General features: G+C 57.5%; 13 protein-coding genes and 2 pseudogenes. 8 read left to right on the top strand and 7 right to left on the bottom strand.

Going from position 1 to position 16,191, the window contains the following annotated elements; translation table 11 throughout:
- Position 1: 1 nt before the first annotated feature.
- Both HMPREF3148_RS03760 and HMPREF3148_RS03755 read right to left on the bottom strand, forming a co-directional pair.
- The gene (locus tag HMPREF3148_RS03760) at positions 2-1,276 is read right to left on the bottom strand and encodes an Nramp family divalent metal transporter (RefSeq protein WP_049063720.1); all 1,275 of its coding nucleotides are present in this window, start codon (positions 1,274-1,276) and stop codon (positions 2-4) included.
- Positions 1,277-1,427: 151 nt separating this feature from the next.
- Positions 1,428-2,096 (bottom strand): LysE/ArgO family amino acid transporter, encoded by a 669-nt coding sequence (locus HMPREF3148_RS03755; protein ID WP_005532131.1) that lies wholly within the window; start codon positions 2,094-2,096, stop codon positions 1,428-1,430.
- 69 nt (positions 2,097-2,165) lie between these two features.
- Here HMPREF3148_RS03755 and HMPREF3148_RS03750 point away from each other — a divergent pair, with 69 nt between their 5' ends.
- Positions 2,166-3,026, top strand: a complete 861-nt coding sequence (locus tag HMPREF3148_RS03750; protein WP_005532133.1) for a LysR family transcriptional regulator ArgP — start codon at positions 2,166-2,168, stop codon at positions 3,024-3,026.
- Between the two features lie 13 nt (positions 3,027-3,039).
- On the opposite strand, the gene HMPREF3148_RS03745 is transcribed toward HMPREF3148_RS03750, so the two are convergent.
- Positions 3,040-4,131, bottom strand: coding sequence for a glutathione S-transferase C-terminal domain-containing protein (locus HMPREF3148_RS03745; protein WP_005532135.1), 1,092 nt, complete (start codon positions 4,129-4,131; stop codon positions 3,040-3,042).
- 237 nt (positions 4,132-4,368) lie between these two features.
- Here HMPREF3148_RS03745 and HMPREF3148_RS03740 point away from each other — a divergent pair, with 237 nt between their 5' ends.
- The 3 genes from HMPREF3148_RS03740 to HMPREF3148_RS03730 are packed head-to-tail and all read left to right on the top strand — an operon-like array spanning position 4,369 to position 6,255.
- Entirely contained in the window at positions 4,369-5,577 is a 1,209-nt protein-coding gene (locus tag HMPREF3148_RS03740; RefSeq protein WP_049146444.1) for a DoxX family protein, read from the top strand.
- A gap of 29 nt (positions 5,578-5,606) precedes the next feature.
- The gene (locus HMPREF3148_RS03735) at positions 5,607-5,969 is read left to right on the top strand and encodes a hypothetical protein (RefSeq protein WP_129721017.1); all 363 of its coding nucleotides are present in this window, start codon (positions 5,607-5,609) and stop codon (positions 5,967-5,969) included.
- Positions 5,962-6,255, top strand: a complete 294-nt coding sequence (locus HMPREF3148_RS03730; protein ID WP_005532140.1) for a winged helix-turn-helix transcriptional regulator — start codon at positions 5,962-5,964, stop codon at positions 6,253-6,255. Before HMPREF3148_RS03735 ends, HMPREF3148_RS03730 begins: the two co-directional genes overlap by 8 nt.
- On the opposite strand, the gene HMPREF3148_RS03725 is transcribed toward HMPREF3148_RS03730, so the two are convergent.
- From HMPREF3148_RS03725 to HMPREF3148_RS03715, 3 genes are all read right to left on the bottom strand, one after another.
- Positions 6,248-7,504, bottom strand: a complete 1,257-nt coding sequence (locus HMPREF3148_RS03725; RefSeq protein WP_049146448.1) for a glycosyltransferase family 87 protein — start codon at positions 7,502-7,504, stop codon at positions 6,248-6,250. The two genes, HMPREF3148_RS03730 and HMPREF3148_RS03725, sit on opposite strands and share 8 nt — an antisense overlap.
- An 87-nt stretch (positions 7,505-7,591) precedes the next feature.
- On the bottom strand, positions 7,592-9,445 hold the full coding sequence (gene ilvD, locus HMPREF3148_RS03720) for a dihydroxy-acid dehydratase (RefSeq protein ID WP_049146450.1): 1,854 nt from the start codon (positions 9,443-9,445) through the stop codon (positions 7,592-7,594).
- Positions 9,446-9,509: 64 nt separating this feature from the next.
- Complete coding sequence (locus HMPREF3148_RS03715) at positions 9,510-10,073, bottom strand: PH domain-containing protein (protein WP_005532144.1); 564 nt, start codon at positions 10,071-10,073, stop codon at positions 9,510-9,512.
- Positions 10,074-10,471: 398 nt separating this feature from the next.
- Here HMPREF3148_RS03715 and HMPREF3148_RS03710 point away from each other — a divergent pair, with 398 nt between their 5' ends.
- The 4 genes and pseudogenes from HMPREF3148_RS03710 to HMPREF3148_RS13125 form a co-directional block, all read left to right on the top strand.
- Positions 10,472-12,319 (top strand): acetolactate synthase large subunit, encoded by a 1,848-nt coding sequence (locus tag HMPREF3148_RS03710; protein ID WP_065420389.1) that lies wholly within the window; start codon positions 10,472-10,474, stop codon positions 12,317-12,319.
- A gap of 5 nt (positions 12,320-12,324) precedes the next feature.
- The gene (gene ilvN, locus HMPREF3148_RS03705) at positions 12,325-12,840 is read left to right on the top strand and encodes an acetolactate synthase small subunit (protein ID WP_049063709.1); all 516 of its coding nucleotides are present in this window, start codon (positions 12,325-12,327) and stop codon (positions 12,838-12,840) included.
- 89 nt (positions 12,841-12,929) lie between these two features.
- Entirely contained in the window at positions 12,930-13,943 is a 1,014-nt protein-coding gene (ilvC, locus tag HMPREF3148_RS03700) for a ketol-acid reductoisomerase (protein ID WP_070508724.1), read from the top strand.
- An 882-nt stretch (positions 13,944-14,825) separates the two neighbouring features.
- Positions 14,826-15,167, top strand: a pseudogene (locus tag HMPREF3148_RS13125) (DUF2335 domain-containing protein); the annotation flags it as partial.
- An 89-nt stretch (positions 15,168-15,256) separates the two neighbouring features.
- On the opposite strand, the pseudogene HMPREF3148_RS03690 reads toward HMPREF3148_RS13125, so the two are convergent.
- A pseudogene (locus HMPREF3148_RS03690) lies at positions 15,257-16,030 on the bottom strand (IS256 family transposase); the annotation flags it as partial.
- Between the last annotated feature and the right edge of the window lie 161 nt (positions 16,031-16,191).

Below are 16,191 nucleotides of genomic sequence, written 5' to 3'. Positions count from 1 at the left end.
ACTAGCCGCCAACGAAGATCTTGATGAGCTCGTTGACGCAGATATATACAAACGCCGCCGAGATAATGGCCATCAACGTGTTGACGAACCAACCGTTGCGCCACTCGCGCGGCGTGTGCCTTGTGTTGAGCAATATCAATAGGGTGAGGCCGAGGAATGGCATGAAGAATGCGCCGAGGACACCGTAGGCAATAACGAGTGCCGTGGGCTTGCCCAGGAAGAGTAGCAGCATCGGTGGGAAGGTAAGCCACAAGACGAACCAGCGGTAGTACTTGCCACCCATCTGCGTATCGGGGTGTTCCTGGGGCAGCTTTTTGATGTGCCCGACGTAGTCGGCGAACATCATGGAAACGCCGTTCCACACGCCAAGAACGGAAGACAGCGCGGCGGCCCAGAATCCAATCAAGAAGACCGGTGCCATGAAGCTGCCATAGCGGTCACGGAGGACGTCAGCCAGATCAATCAGTCCCTTATCGCCCTTGGAAACAGCGATGTTGGCAGAGTAGAGCAAGTCGCCGCCGATGATGAGCATTGCAGCAACAAAGATGCCGGTGACCACGTAAGCCACGGTGTTGTCGAGGCGCATGACGCGCATCCACGGAGGGGAGTCCCAGCCTTTCTCATGCAGCCAATAGCCATAAGCGGCAAGTGTGATTGTGCCACCCACACCACCGGCAAGAGAGAGCACATAAACGAATGAGCCCTCTGGCAGCGTTGGTACCAAGCCCTTGAGGATTTCTCCGATGTTGCTTAGCGATAGGCAGGCGATTCCCACCACGGTGAGGAACATGATGCCCACCAAGACGGCAATGATCTTCTCGAACATTCGGTATTGGCCGGCCCAGGTTAATCCGAAGCCGATGAGGCCGGAGATGACGGCCCAGGCTACGAGTGGGACTTGCGGGATGAGCGCGTGGAGAGCCATGCCGGTGGCGCTCATGGCGGCGGCACCGTACACAAATCCCCAGATGATGATGTAAGGGGCGAAGTACCAGGAGGTCCATTTACCGAGGGATGACCAACCATGGAACATGGTGTTGCCGGTGGCCAGGGTGTAGCGTCCGACGCCCTCGACCAAGACGATCTTCATGATGGTGCCCGCGATGCAGGCCCAGAGAAGCGCGAAGCCGTACTTCTGACCGGCGATGAGTGTGGCGACCAAGTCACCAGAACCAACACCGGTTGCGGCGGCGACGAGGCCAGGTCCGATTACTTTCCACTTCGGTACGTCTTTATGCCCACTAGCGGGAGGTGATGAGGATGCGGGGGTGCTCATGGGTGCGCCTTCCTGTAAATCGAAATGTTTTACAGGTCACAATAGAGTAGCGCCCGGCGCTCTGGTGTGGTTTTGAGCACTCGACTTTGTAACCGGGCGGCTTTGGCGCCGCTGAGTGCGACTAGTGAAGGCACGACTGGTGAAGGCGCGATTAGTGGAGCAGGAGCTTGGCTGTCAGCAGCATCATGACGCAGCCGATGGCGAAGTTGACGTAGCGCCAGGTAGTGGGCTTTGCCAGGACGTGGGACAGTTTGAAGGCGCCATAACCCACGGTGGGGAACCAGACTGCGCTCGCCATGATTGCGCCTGCAGCGAAGACCCAGCGTTGATCGCCGTAATGCTGGGCGATACCGCCGAGCATCACCAGGACGTCGACGTAGGCGAGTGGGTTGAGCCAGGTTAGAGCCATGGCGCCCATGACTGGCTTGACCCAGGTGCGCGACTTGGTGCGCTGCTTGGTCATGACGGTGGTGGCGCCGCCAAGCTCTGTTTCATTAGGGGCAGACGGGGGCGTGCTTGAAACGACGAGTGCTTCCTGTTCCTTTTTGAATGCATCCCGGAAACAGGTAAAGCCAAAGTAAATCAGGTAAGCCGCGCCGAGGTACTTCATGATGATCAGGCCGGTGGGGAACTTCTCCACGAGCACGCCCATGCCGCCTACGCCGGCGTTGATGAGGATGACGTCGCTAAGCAAGCAGGCAAGGATTATGGCACCGATGTGGTCGCGTTTGACGCCCATCTTGATGATGTAGGCATTTTGGGGGCCGATAGCGACGATGAGGGAGAGGCCAAGGAGGAAGCCTGCGAGCAAAACTGACATGCTTTTAGTGTGCCCACGCTGCAAGCTGAAGTCCAGTTAAAGAAACTAAACCTAGTTTAGAATAGCTTCATGAACCCAGTCCATTTGGAAACTTTGCTGGCCATTGTTGAGGAAGGCAGTTTTGAGGATGCCGCCGCTGTGTTAGGAATCACTCCTTCGGCGGTGAGCCAGCGTATCAAGGCGCTCGAGCACAACACCGGTCGCGTGCTCTTGCATCGCGCCACTCCGGTCACTGCCACGGAGGCAGGAGAGATTCTTGTGCAATCTGCCCGGCGCATGGCGCTGGTGCAGGCGGAGACCGATGCACGCTTGCAGACGAGGCTTTCCCGTGTGCCCTTGACGGTTGCAGTGAACTCGGACTCCCTGGCCACCTGGTTCAAGGAGGTGGTGCGTGATGTCGCGACGCGCGGCGAGGTGGCCCTGCGTATCCGTATTGAGGACGAAGCTCGTACGTTGGCGATGCTGCGTAGGGGAGACGTGCTTGGTGCGATTACGCGCGAGCACACTCCCGTTTCAGGTTGTGAGTCGACGTACCTCGGCACCATGCGCTATTTCGCGGTGGCGGCGCCCTGGCTGGCGGAAGGCTTTGATAGTTGGGAGACGCTGCCGCTGGTGGGCTATGGTCCCAATGATCAGATTCTGGACGACGCCATGCGCGAGCGCTTCATCGATTCGCACGTCATTCGTGCCCGGGTTTCCCAGGTGCCCTCGTCGGAGGGCTACTTGGACGCGGTGCGCTACGGGCTGGGCTGGGGCTTGATCGCCGAACTCCAAGCGCGGCCGCTGTTGGACAACGGGGAACTGGTGCTTCTCGACGATAAGCCAATGGACGTTGAGCTCTATTGGCAGCGGTGGCGCTTGGAGTCGGAGGTTTTGGAGGAGTTAACGCAATCCGTGGTGGCTGCGTCGAGCGTCCTCCGCGGGCAGTAAGGAGACTCGCCTTTTAGTAGGTTGCAAACAGTGCCTGCTGGAAGCTCTCCGGGTTCTTGACCTCTTCACCTTTAGGCACTGGGCCAGGAAGGACGGTGCCTGCGGCGAAAGGCTGACTGCCGAAACGGTCACGGTCGTGGTCTTCCATGAGCCATTCCATGTTCGGGCCGACAGGAACGATCTTCGTCGGGTTAATCTCGGTGTGGACGATGAAGTAGTGTTCCTTGATTTCGGTGAAATCGGTGGTGTCTCCGAAACCTGGGATCTGGAAAAGCTCCTGTAGATAGCCACGGATATTTGGCATCTCAGCCATCTTGGTCCGTGAGCATTTGAAGTGGGAATAGTAGACCGGATCAAAGCGTATGAGGGTAACGAAGAGGCGGATGTCAGTTTCCGTGATGTGATTTCCGACCATATAGCGCTGTTTGTCTAGGCGTTCCTCGACCCAATCAAGTGCCTCCCACAATTGGACGTAGGCAGCCTCGTAAGCCTCTTGGGAGCCGGCAAAGCCACAGCGGTATACGCCGTTGTTAATGTTGCGGAAGATGTAGTCGTTTATTTCTTCCATTTCAGACGCGTGCTCCTCGGGGTAGAGGTTTGGCGCACCTGGGGTCTGGAACTGGGACCATTCCTTGATGAAGTCACGGACGATGGAAGGGTAGTCGTTAGTGACAACGCGCTTGGAAGATTCCTCCACGATTGCTGGAACAGTGATGCCGCGTGGGTACTCGGGGAAGCGGTTGAAATAGGCATCCTGGAGACGAGGAATGCCCAGTACTGGATCCACCCCGCCCTCATCGAGGTCGAAAGTCCAGGAACGAATGTCGTGGGTTGGGCCGGCGAGGCCGAGTGAAATTGAGTTTTCCAAACCCATGAGGCGGCGGGTGATGACAGCACGGTGCGCCCATGGGCAAGCGCGGGCGGCAATGAGGCGGTAGCGATCTGCTTCCATTGGCCAAAGGAAGGTGCCGTCTTCTTGTGCGGTTACCTCGGAAACCTGGGAAGAGATGCGGTCCTCGATGTAGTTGGTGTCGCGGATGAACTCGCCGTCGGGCGAGGCATTCTTTGCGTCGCCCGCCCAGTCCTTATCGTTTGTGGCTGTCACAGTTCATTCCTTTGGGTTGATGTTTTGATTCTTAGAGCATTGAAAAATGCGGGCAGGTAGGTAAACCACCGATTTTGTTAACGTGTCAACAAAATATATTTTTGATGATACATACTCAAAGTTGCGATGGCAATATGGTTCCGGCCGCGCCTATTTCGGGGGCTTAAAGGATTTTGCGGCCGCGCCGCGCCGTGTGATGTGCACCATTAGTGCTGTATGCTGCCCTAAGTTGGAGGTATGAGCGATAAGAATGTACCCGATAAAGCGACGAGCTTCGACGAGGATCTCGATCTCCCGACCTATAGCCGCGACAAGGCCGCCGCAGATGCGGCTGCGGACAATGCCGACGCCGCTACCGAGGTCACTCCCGCGGCTGCACCAACGCGGTCCCGGCTATTCCAACGTCCGGGCCGAGCGGAGCCGCAGGAAATCAAGCCCAAAGAACCTAAAGTCCATGACTCGGAACCTGCTGAGACTGCATCTGTTGAGCCCGAGCCCACCGAGGTCTTCGCGTCTGCCTCAGAGGCTGACTCTACAGTGGCATCTCAGGCTGTTCAGGCTCCGGAGAACGGGCACAAGGAAGGCGAGGGGCTGTCCTTTGACTCTTCTCGCAAGCATTCGCAGGCCGCTCCAGTCGCCGCCCCTGCAGGTGAGCCTATAGCTGAAGATGCTGAACCGGCTGCGGAAACAAAACAGTTCGTTGCCCCGCGCGATGAGGAGCCCGCTGTTGCCGAGGATCGGGCAGAAGATTCCTCTTATGACGATGCTGACTTTGCTCCCACGGCTGTTGCCGCTGCGGCGCCAGCGGCAGCGACCACCGTTATGCCGGCCAGCGTCTCGGATGTTGACCTAGAGGCAGAGACAGAGGAAGAAAAGTCGGATCGCCTCAAAGCGGAACAGGCCGAGCGTGATGGATACCGCGAGTACGGCCGCCGCGGCACGATTGACTTCGGTCTTCTCTTTGTGCGTATTGCATTGAGTGCTTATCTGCTTCTGGCTGGCGCAACGACCTTCTTTAAGCTGGGTGGCGGCGAGGGGCTATCCGGCCTCGAGTCTGAGTTTGCCAACTATGCATTTGCGTCGCCGTTGGCCATTGCTGTGCCGGCTATGCAGCTGATCGCGGGTGCATTCCTCCTGCTGGGCCTAGTCACGCCGTTGGCTGCGATGGTCGGCCTTGTCGTCACCGGCTTTATGGCTCTCCACGAGCTGGCAGCTTCGGGCGCGGGACTCGATGTCTTTACTTGGCCAGAGTCTGTGTGGCTGTCTTTGGTGCTTTTTGTCATCGCTATCGCGCTTCAGTTTACCGGCCCTGGCTTTATTTCTTTCGATGTCAAGCGCTCGTGGACCCGCCGTCCGCTGGCCACCTCTTGGATCTTCGTCATCATCGGTATCGCCGTGCTTGTCGCACTGTGGTGGTTCGGTGCGGGAGTTAATCCAATCGCTTAATCGCTCTGAATCCGCCTGCCAGAATAACGGTGGGCGGATTTTCTTTTGTCTTTCCCCTATGCTTGCTGGCGGTGGGGGTAGCGCCAGAGCAATGGGGATGGCCTGTATTTGCGGTGGTCATGGTCGTGGCTGTTGCCGCGTGCATTTTTGCTTGGAAGAAACGCTCCAAGACCCGCATGTCTTATCGCCAAGACCCACGCAAGGAACCTAAGCCGGACAAGAAATACTATGCCGGGATGGCAGTGCTGTTTGCGCCTGCTCTGCTTATGTGGGCTTTTGATGAAAAGATATGGCTTGGGATCGCCGCAGCTTTCATCTGGGGCTGCGCGATGTTTTGGGCGCTGCAAAGCGATGCGCTGGATCTAAACAAGAGGGCGAGCCGCAATGCGTGAGTCACTATCTGCTCTAAACCCCATCATCCAGCCACTTAACCGATTCAAGATCTGTGCGGCGCTCAGGGCTTTCGGGGCAGTCGAGGGCCAGCAGCGGAAGGAGATGCGTTTCGGTGCGCTGCGCGATGAAACGGGACTCACAGATGCGATGCTGTCGAAGCAGCTGAAGGTCTTGGAGGAGGCAGGCTTTGTTACCCGCTTCCGCGAGTACGGCTCAACGCGCGCCAAAGACACCGTCTGGGTCATGCTGACCGCAGAAGGAAAAACGTGTTTAATTCTCACTTAGCGGCGCTGCGGGAAATCGCAGGCGACGGTGTTACATAACGCAGGCAGTAGGCAAAAAGTGCTACTACGATGAAGGTCAACCACACAAAGTCGTCCACGAGGAACTTCTGATAGAAGGGCTGGCCGTGCACGTCAATGGAGTCACCGAACCACCACTTTGGTGGCACCGTAATGACCATCGCGCCCCACGCTGCCATAACCGCTAGGAAGGAGCCTGCGACCCACGTGTTGTTGCGCCATGTCCATGCACGGTAGGTGAAGACCGGGATAACGAGTGCGAGCCAGACCCAGTGGTGAGACCAAGAGACTGGGGAAATCAGCAGCATGACTAGTGCGGTGACCAGCTGGGCGTCGATAAGCATGTTGCGTTTGAGCAATGCCAAGATGAGCAGCGAGCCTACGGCGACCACCGCAAGCGCCAGCACCAGCCAGATGATGTTGATGAGGGTTCCGTTGGCCTCCATCGACTCCGTGGAGGGGAACAGGCGCTGCACGACCGCCTTGAGTGAGCTGTTGGACTGGTAATCGGTGGCCACGCCGAAGTCGGCGCCCGAGCCCATGTCGAGCAGCTTTGAGGTAAAGAACTCTACGAATGCCTGCCAGCGAACCGCTGCGGCTGCCAGCGTGGCCGCGGCTGCAGTGCCGATAGCAATCAGGATCGGCTTAAGCTCCTTGCGCAGCAAGAAGTAGAGCAGCATTGCCAGGGGAGTGATCTTGATGGCTGCAGCGAGACCGATGAGGATGCCCTGCGGTAGCCAGCGCTTGCGCGGAACGAGATCGAAGATGACCAGGGCCATGATGACGATGTTGACCTGCGCAAAGCCGTTGTTGAGGCGAATTGGTTCGAAGGCCATCGTCAGAGCCCAAACCAGGGAAACCACCGGCAAGAGCCATGTGCGGTCCTTGAGCAACGCGCGGAAAATGAAATACAGGCAGGCGAGCACAAGTACGTCCGACAACACGTTCATGATGTTGCCGGCCATGTCGTGGGTAATCCAGTCAGGCGCCGTGAGTGGCACCATCGCGAGCGCACCGAATGGCGGGTAGATGAAGGGCAGCGCAATGTCGCCGGCCATCATGGGCTCCGAATACATGGAGCGGCCCTCGAGATAAGCCTTCACGCCTTCCCGGTAGATGACCATGTCGATGGGGAAGTCTGTCATGCGCACATGCAGGATCATTCCCACAGTTCCGGCAATGAGGCCGAACAGCGTTAGTGCCCATTTCAAAGTTGTATTCGCGGGTTTCATCGGATTCAACAATAGGACACTTTCGCCCATGCGCTGCGTAGGACGTGGCGCATGGGCGAAGTTAGTTGGAATAAGCAGCGGGAACGCTTAGTTCACGTGGCCATCCACCACGCGGACGGCACCGCGGTCAGCGGAGGTTGCCATGTTGGCATAAGCGCGCAGAGCCTTGGAGACAGGGCGGTTGCGCTCAACCGGGGTCCATGGCTTTTCGCGCTGCTCTTGCGCTTGGCGACGTCGCTTCAGCTCCGTCTCATCAACGTCCAAGGAGAGCTTGCGCTCGTGGATGTCAATGGAGATGGTGTCGCCGTTTTCAACCAAACCGATGAGGCCGCCGTGGGCTGCCTCAGGGGAGATGTGGCCGATGGATAGGCCGGAAGTGCCGCCGGAGAAGCGGCCGTCCGTGATGAGCGCGCAGGCCTTGCCCAGGCCCGAGCCTTTGAGGAAGGACGTCGGGTGGAGCATCTCCTGCATGCCTGGGCCGCCGGCCGGGCCCTCGTAACGGATGACGATGACATCGCCCGCCTGCACCTCGCGCTTCAAGATGATGGAGACGGCCTCTTCCTGGGACTCGACCACGCGGGCCGGGCCGGAGAACTTCCACAGCTCTTCCTCGACACCAGCAGCCTTGACGATGGCGCCGTTCGGTGCGAGGTTGCCGCGCAAGACCACGAGGCCGCCGTCGGAGGAGAAAGCGTGTTCTACATCGTGGATGCAGCCATTGGCTTGGTCGGTATCCAGCGACTCCCAGCGGTTGGACTGGGAGAAAGGCTCGGTGGTGCGCACACCACCCGGTGCGGCGTAGAAGAGCTCGCGGGCCTTGTCTAGAGCCTTGTCGTTACGGATGTCCCAGTCGTCCAACCACTGTTCAGCGTTGTCGTAGAGCGCGGTGTGCACCTTCAGGTTGAGGTGGCCGGCGCGACGTAGCTCGCCAAGGATGGCGGGGATGCCGCCGGCACGGTGGACGTCCTCGATGTGGTAGGTGCCGTTAGGCGCGACCTTGGACAGGCACGGTACGCGGTAGGAGATCTCGTTGATGTCCTCCAAAGTGAAGTCCACCTCGCCCTCCTGCGCAGCGGCCAAGGTGTGGAGGATGGTGTTGGTGGAACCGCCCATCGCCATGTCGAGTGCCATGGCGTTGGTGAAGGCTTCCTTAGTGGCGATGCTGCGCGGGAGGACGGATTCGTCCTCCTCGCCGTAGTAGCGGCGGCACATGTCCACGATGGTGGAGCCGGCCTCTTCAAACAGCGCCTTGCGGGCTGTGTGCGTGGCCAGGGTGGTGCCGTTGCCCGGCAGTGCCAAGCCGAGTGCCTCGGTCAGGCAGTTCATGGAGTTGGCGGTGAACATGCCGGAGCATGAACCGCAGGTAGGGCAGGCAGACTGCTCGACGGTGAGCAGATCCTCGTCAGAGACGTCGTCGCTTGCCGACGCCGTGATAGCGGTGATGAGGTCGGTCGGGGCCTTGGCGACGCCGTCGACTACGACGACCTTGCCTGCCTCCATGGGGCCGCCGGAGACGAAGATGGTGGGGATGTTCAGGCGCAGTGCTGCGTTGAGCATGCCCGGGGTTATCTTGTCACAGTTGGAGATACACACCAGTGCGTCCGCGGTGTGGGCATTGACCATGTACTCGATGGAATCAGAGATGATTTCACGTGAAGGCAGGGAGTACAGCATGCCCTGGTGGCCCATGGCGATTCCGTCGTCGACAGCGATGGTGTTGAACTCCTTTGGGACGCCACCGGCTGCGCGGACCGCATCGGCCACGATGTCGCCCACATTTTTGAGGTGAACGTGGCCTGGCACAAACTGGGTGTAGGAGTTAGCAATCGCCACGATTGGCTTGCCGAATTCGTGCTCCTGGGTGCCGGTTGCGCGCCATAGGGCACGCGCACCAGATGCCTGGCGGCCAACGGTGGTTACTTTCGAGCGCAGCGGAAACATGGGGTGATAATCCTTTATCTCTATGGCGTGCTACTAGACGCTTACTGGTGGGCTGAGAAGGTCGTTAATGCTCAGCTTTGGGGGCTCGCTCGGGGTGTTTTTCGAGGTATTGGCTGTATTCTTCCTTGGACATGAGAACCTGCTGACCATCGCGGTGCACGATCACCACTTTCTCGTCGGCGGCGTCACGCCCGGCGGTTAGCGCATCGGGGATGCGGCCGCGGGAGGCATCGGAAAGCCTTGGCAACGAATTGAAGGTGACGCCCGGAAGCGTGAACTGCTTTCCGGACTTCGTGCGGGCGAATGCTTTGGCACGCTGGAAACCAATGCCTGCGAAGTTGTCCCAAGAGATGTTTTGGGAACCCTTGAAAGCGTAGCTGATTGCAATGCCCTTTTCGGAGACACGAGTGCGGGACTTCAATACCCACCAGATGCACAACACTGGAACGATGAGCAGCCAAGCCAGATACTTGGGAGCCCAACCGATGCTGAGCAGTGCGATGGCGGATAAAAGAATGATGCCCAAAATGTGGTCTCGAGCGGGCTTGAATTCCTCTGCCTGGGCGTGGGTGGCCCGGGCCTCCGAGGCGGGAGCGGAGTCGGCGTTCTGTGGGTGAGATGACGTCATAGGTGCTTATGCTAATTGACTTTGCCCCCTCCGTGCTAACCGCCCCACCTGTGCTATCTCGCAAAATGGAACGTCGCTCCCAAAAGTGGGGGTATTTCCAGTGGACCGATATCTATATGTGTATAGTAATTCCCATGATCATTATTCGACTTCAGCTAGTAGTACCGGCGCGGCGTTTGCCGTAACGGGTTGCCGAATCAAACTTCAGCGACGTCGAAAAGCAAGCGCCCTCGCCAACTTCTTAGCGGAAGTTGAGACGGGGGCGTTGGCATTTTCTGGTCAGTTCAGCAAAAGTGGCACCGCACCCGGGGTGTTTCATTAGCAAACGGACATCCCACCATCCCCGGGTTGTCACCCAAAGCAGATACAGCAATTCATCAACAAGGAGCTCATTCCCCGTGGCAGCTACACATCCGCCCACCCCGGCATCGGTGGCCTCTGTTAAGAAGCAAGGGGCCGAGATTATCACCGGCGCGCAAGCGATCGTCCGCACCCTAGAAGACCTAGGCACTGACCTAGTATTCGGCATTCCGGGCGGCGCAGTGCTGCCGCTCTATGATGCATTGCACCATTCCACCAAGCTGCGCCACGTGCTCACCCGCCACGAGCAGGGTGCGGGTCACGCCGCAGAAGGTTATGCCCAAGCCTCCGGCAAGGTGGGAGTGATGATCGCGACCTCCGGTCCGGGTGCAACCAACTTGGTTACGCCGCTTGCCGACGCCAACCTGGACTCCGTTCCTGTTGTGGCCATCACCGGCCAAGTGGGCACCAGCCTGCTGGGGACGGACGCGTTCCAGGAAGCAGACATCCGCGGCGTGACGATGCCGATTACCAAGCACAATTTTATCGTTACTGATCCGCAGCAGATTCCCACCGCTATCGCTGCAGCCTTCCACCTGGCTTCGACTGGACGTCCTGGACCGGTGCTAGTTGATATCCCGAAGGACGTGCAGAACGCCACGCTCGAGTACGTGTATCCGCCGCAGATTGAGCTGCCGGGTTATAAGCCCACCACTACGCCGCATCCGCGTCAGATCACGCAGGCTGCAAAGTTGATTGCTGAGGCTGAGGCGCCTGTTCTCTACATCGGCGGCGGCGTCATCAAAGCGAATGCCTCTCGCGAGCTGCTGGAGTTTGCCGAGCTTTCTGGGATCCCGGTTGTCACCACCTTGATGGCGCTGGGTTCCTTCCCCGATTCGCACCCGCAGCACATGGGTATGCCGGGCATGCACGGTACGGTTCCGGCGGTGGCTGCGATGCAGCGCGCGGATCTGCTTATCGCTATTGGTGCGCGTTTCGACGACCGTGTTACGGGCGATACCGAAACCTTCGCGCCGAACGCACAGGTTATCCACGCGGACGTGGACCCGGCCGAAATTGGCAAGATCCGGGAGGTGGCCGTTCCAATCGTCGGTGATGCCCGCGAGGTGCTGCTGCAGTTGACCAAGGCTTTCCAGAATGATGCGAAGCTCAACCCACCGGCGATCGGGGAGTGGATGGCCTACCTGGAGGATCTAAAGAAGCGTTTCCCGCGGGGCTATGAGCCCACGCCGGACGGTTTGCTCAATCCGCAGTTCGTATTGGAAAAGCTCAGCTCCATCGTCGGCGCTGAGGCAATCTATTGTGCCGGTGTGGGCCAGCATCAGATGTGGTCTGCTCAGTTTATTGACTTTGAAAAGCCGCGGACCTGGATTAACTCCGGTGGTGCGGGCACGATGGGCTACGCGGTCCCCGCTGCGCTGGGTGCTAAGGCTGCTTGCCCGGATAGGGAAGTGTGGGCTATCGACGGCGATGGCTGCTTCCAGATGACCAACCAGGAGCTGACCACCGCGGCGGTGGAAGGCTTTCCATTCAAGGTGGCTGTTATTAATAACGGCAATTTGGGCATGGTGCGTCAGTGGCAGACACTTTTCTACGACCAGAACTACTCCAACACCAAGCTGCGTGAGCACGATGAGTATCTCCCGGACTTTGTCAAGCTCGCGGAGGCGCTGGGCTGCGAGTCGATTCGCGTCACCAAGGAAGAGGAAGTCGAGCCGGCCATCAAGCGGGCGCGCGAAATCAACGACCGTCCAGTGGTCATCGACTTCATCGTGGGGCAGGATGCTCAGGTATGGCCGATGATTGGTGGTGGCGCTTCCAATGAGGAGATCCAGTATGCATTGGGACTGCGACCACTATTTGATGAGAACGAGTCCGCTGCTGAGGATCCCGCAGAAATCCACGAGATGGTCGAGGAGGCCTAAGAATAATGGCAACGAATGAAATCACCCGCCACACCCTGTCCGTCTTGGTGCAAGACATCGAGGGCATCATCTCTCGCGTTGCGGGTATGTTTACCCGCCGTGGCTACAACCTGATCTCGCTAGTTTCTGCGCGTACGGAAACGGAAGGCATCAACCGTCTTACTATCGTGGTCGATGCTTCCGACGTCGTCATTGAGCAAGTTACCAAGCAGCTCAACAAGATCATTCCGGTTCTCAAAGTTGTGGAACTGAAAAAGGAATCCACCATCGCTCGCGCCATTATGCTGGTGAAGGTCTCTGCAGACAACACCAATCGTCCGCAGGTGGTTGATGCGGTCAACATCTTCCGCGCGCGCATTGTCGACGTCGCGCAAGAGTCCGTGGTTATTGAAGCCACTGGTACACCCGGCAAACTGCGGGCGTTGCTTGATGTCTTGGAGCCTTTTGGTATCCGTGAACTTGTCCAATCGGGTCACGTGGCGCTGGGACGCGGACCAAAGACGATGGCTCCTTCGAAATAAGTATCTCACATCGTGAACAAACCATCCCGTTGTGTGGTACAACTATAGGTAGTTCACCGCACAGCAATATCTATGTAAGGAATACTGACATGGCAATCGAGACTTTCTACGACGCTGACGCAGACCTCTCCATCATTCAGGGTCGCAAGGTCGCCATCATTGGTTATGGCTCCCAAGGCCACGCACACGCACAGAACCTGCGTGATTCTGGTGTTGAGGTTGCGATTGGTCTGCGTGAGGGCTCCAAATCCCGCCCAAAGGCTGAGGAGGCCGGCTTTAAGGTTCTCACCAACGCTGAGGCGGCTAAGTGGGCAGACGTCATCATGTTGCTGGCGCCGGATACCTCCCAGGCACAGATCTTCTCCGAGGACATTGAGCCGAACCTGGAGGGCGGCAACGCGCTGTTCTTCGGCCACGGCCTGAACATCCACTTCGGGCTCATCAAACCGGCAGAGAACATCACCATCGGCATGGTTGCCCCGAAGGGCCCAGGCCACCTGGTTCGCCGTCAGTTTGTTGACGGTAAGGGTGTTCCTTGTCTTATCGCTACCGAGCAGGATCCGAAGGGGGAGGGTCACGACCTTTCCCTGTCCTACGCTGCGGCAATCGGTGGCGCTCGTGCGGGTGTTATTTCGACCACCTTCAAGGACGAGACCGAGACCGACCTCTTCGGTGAGCAGGCTGTGCTCTGCGGTGGCCTCGAGTACCTGATGATGGCGGGATTTGAGACCCTGACCGAGGCTGGCTATGAGCCGGAGATGGCCTACTTTGAGGTTCTTCATGAGATGAAGCTCATCGTCGACCTCATCTGGGAGGGCGGCCTGGCCAACATGAACTACTCCATCTCTGATACCGCTGAGTTCGGTGGCTACGTTGCTGGACCGCGCATCATTGACGATTCCGTTAAGGCTCGCATGAAGGACGTTCTTACCGACATTCAGGATGGCACCTTCGTCAAGCGCCTGGTTGCCAACGTTGAGGGCGGCAACAAGGAACTCGAGGATATGCGCGCTAAGGTTAACGCACACCCAATCGAGGACACCGGTGCCAAGCTGCGTGACCTCATGAGCTGGGTCAAAAACCCTTTGGACGCTACCGCCTAAGAATTCGCAGGTGAAAGCGTTAGACACCCTTTTTCAATAGGCGGGGATCCCGCAAAAATCCCGCAATAGATACGAAAGCGCCCCGGCGATTTGATTAGATTCAAGAGCCGGGGGCGCTACTGCTGTTCTGCTACTCGCCGACCGCCCGCAAAGCCGGACGGCCTGGCGATAGGTCTTTGCCCACATGGGCGCTAATCGCCGCCGTGATACGGTCCTGCGAACCTGAAAGCACATGCGCATACGTAGACAACAAAACATTGGGAGAATGCCCCATCACGTGGGCCACGTCCTGAAGGGGATGCGGACGAAATCTTGGAGGATTTCCCGTATGATTAATGTGCGATACACGGATGCCCAGCGGCTCAAGGCTTAGAGGTATTTGATAGAACATTATCTGCTACCGATTAAACCAGCAGGGGTTTCACATCAAACCTGAGCGCTTCAGAAAGTGGGTGGAAAGAGGAGCGTTAGCGACGCGAAAACAAGCGGATGGGGTTAACTTATATGAAGTAAACGAGGTTCACGATGTCTTGCGCATCAGAAACGGCTACAATCAAAAGCCCATAGAACCGTGACCGTCTAGCGAAAGGAGTAGTGATGTCAGATGGCACGCCGGAAGATGAACTTCCAGACGCGGAGTCGGAAGCTACTAGCGACGACGAACAGCGGGGAAAAGATTTACGGAGTGAGAACTCCGAGGCCCGAGACCCTGGTCGTGGAGGGCTGGAAAGACACCGGTCGAGCATTGACGAGTGCAATGCAACAGATCCCGATCTCGAGGTAATAACTCCAGACGAAGAACGCCAAATCACTTCGGCTGAGTTCCAAACGATGATAGCGACTCACACAGGGCCGCTACCATGAGTAAACGATTTCGCTGGGTATGACGATGTTCTTCCCGGTGCTGCGGATCGTATTGTCCAGATGGCCGAGAAATCAATTGATGCCTACCATCAAACTGCTTCGGCTGATGCAGAAATTCAAAAAGCAACTGCTCGTTCGATTGACAATCGAGGATTAATTGAACGACGTCAGCAAGGGTTGTTTTCAGCGGTTGCCATCATCGCTCTTCTTGGCACGCTTATTATGGCTTGGTTCGACAAACCGGTCCCCAGCGTAGTGGCGCTAATTGTTACTGCTGCAAGTGCATACATGGCGTATCGCACGGGCAAAGAAGGTCTGCAGGTGAATCCAGTGCGACACGATGGGGAGAATGACGACTGAGTTTTGTCACGCTGTGTGATATAATCGATGCGACTATTTATATCCTGCCACCGGCGAGGGTGTCTGTCCGTTTGAGTACGGGGGTTGATTTACAAGTATGCGGCGAACCTGTTGGGGTAGGCCACGGATAGCTGATTGATTGCCTGCTTCCAGTTGCTGGTCTTGCTGCCTTCGATAGGTTGCTTGGCTGAAGCAGAAGCTTTGGCTCCTTCTTTAGCGCGGCGGGCAGGACGACGGTTCTCGATGTTACAGATCATCAACCACAGCGTCTTCACTGCCGCTGAATCCGACGGGAACTGAACTCGGTTTCGTGTTGTTTTTCGCAGCTGACTGTTCATCGATTCGATGGAATTGGTGGTGTAGATAACCTTCCTTGCCGCTGGCGGGAACTGCAGGAACGGAATGAACCTGTCCTACGCGTCGCGCCAGACTTTCACTGATTACGGATACTTCTGGCCAAGCTCGCTGGTCTCAAACTCATCGAGTGCACGTCGAGCTTCATTCTCGTTGACAGCGGTATAGATGCCTCGTAGTTGCTTCGAGATCTCTTTCCGGTCGCCGGAGGCTACCCACCTGTTAGCGGCACGAATCAGATGCACCACTCAGGTTTGGACCATGGAGTCCGGCTAGGTTGCCTGGATTGCTTCGGGAAAACCTTTCAGTCCGTCACAACAGACAATAAAAACATCGTTGACACCGCGGTTGGCGATTTCTGCGCATACCTGCGACCAGAATGCTGCACCTTCATTGGTAGCTACCCACAAGCCCAAGATGTGCTTGATGCCTTCCATGTCCACACCGACAGCCATGTAGACCGCCTTGTTGACGACGCGTCCGTTGTCACGGATTTTTACACGTAGGGACCTGACCCCTTTTTGGTGGACACCTGATATCCAGCCCGGTTGGGTTGGGAAGAAAGGTAATCTACCATTATGTCCAGGTACTCCGAACAGTTCAAACGCGATGCTGTGGCCCTCTATGAAAACAATAAGGACCTCTCGCTGAACGCAGCATCAACAGAGCT

Source organism: Corynebacterium sp. HMSC05D08 (assembly GCF_001807215.1).
GTDB lineage: Bacteria > Actinomycetota > Actinomycetes > Mycobacteriales > Mycobacteriaceae > Corynebacterium > Corynebacterium striatum.
The sequence above is the reverse complement of the archived record's forward strand: the minus strand, read 5'-3'. Positions and strand labels throughout refer to the sequence as shown.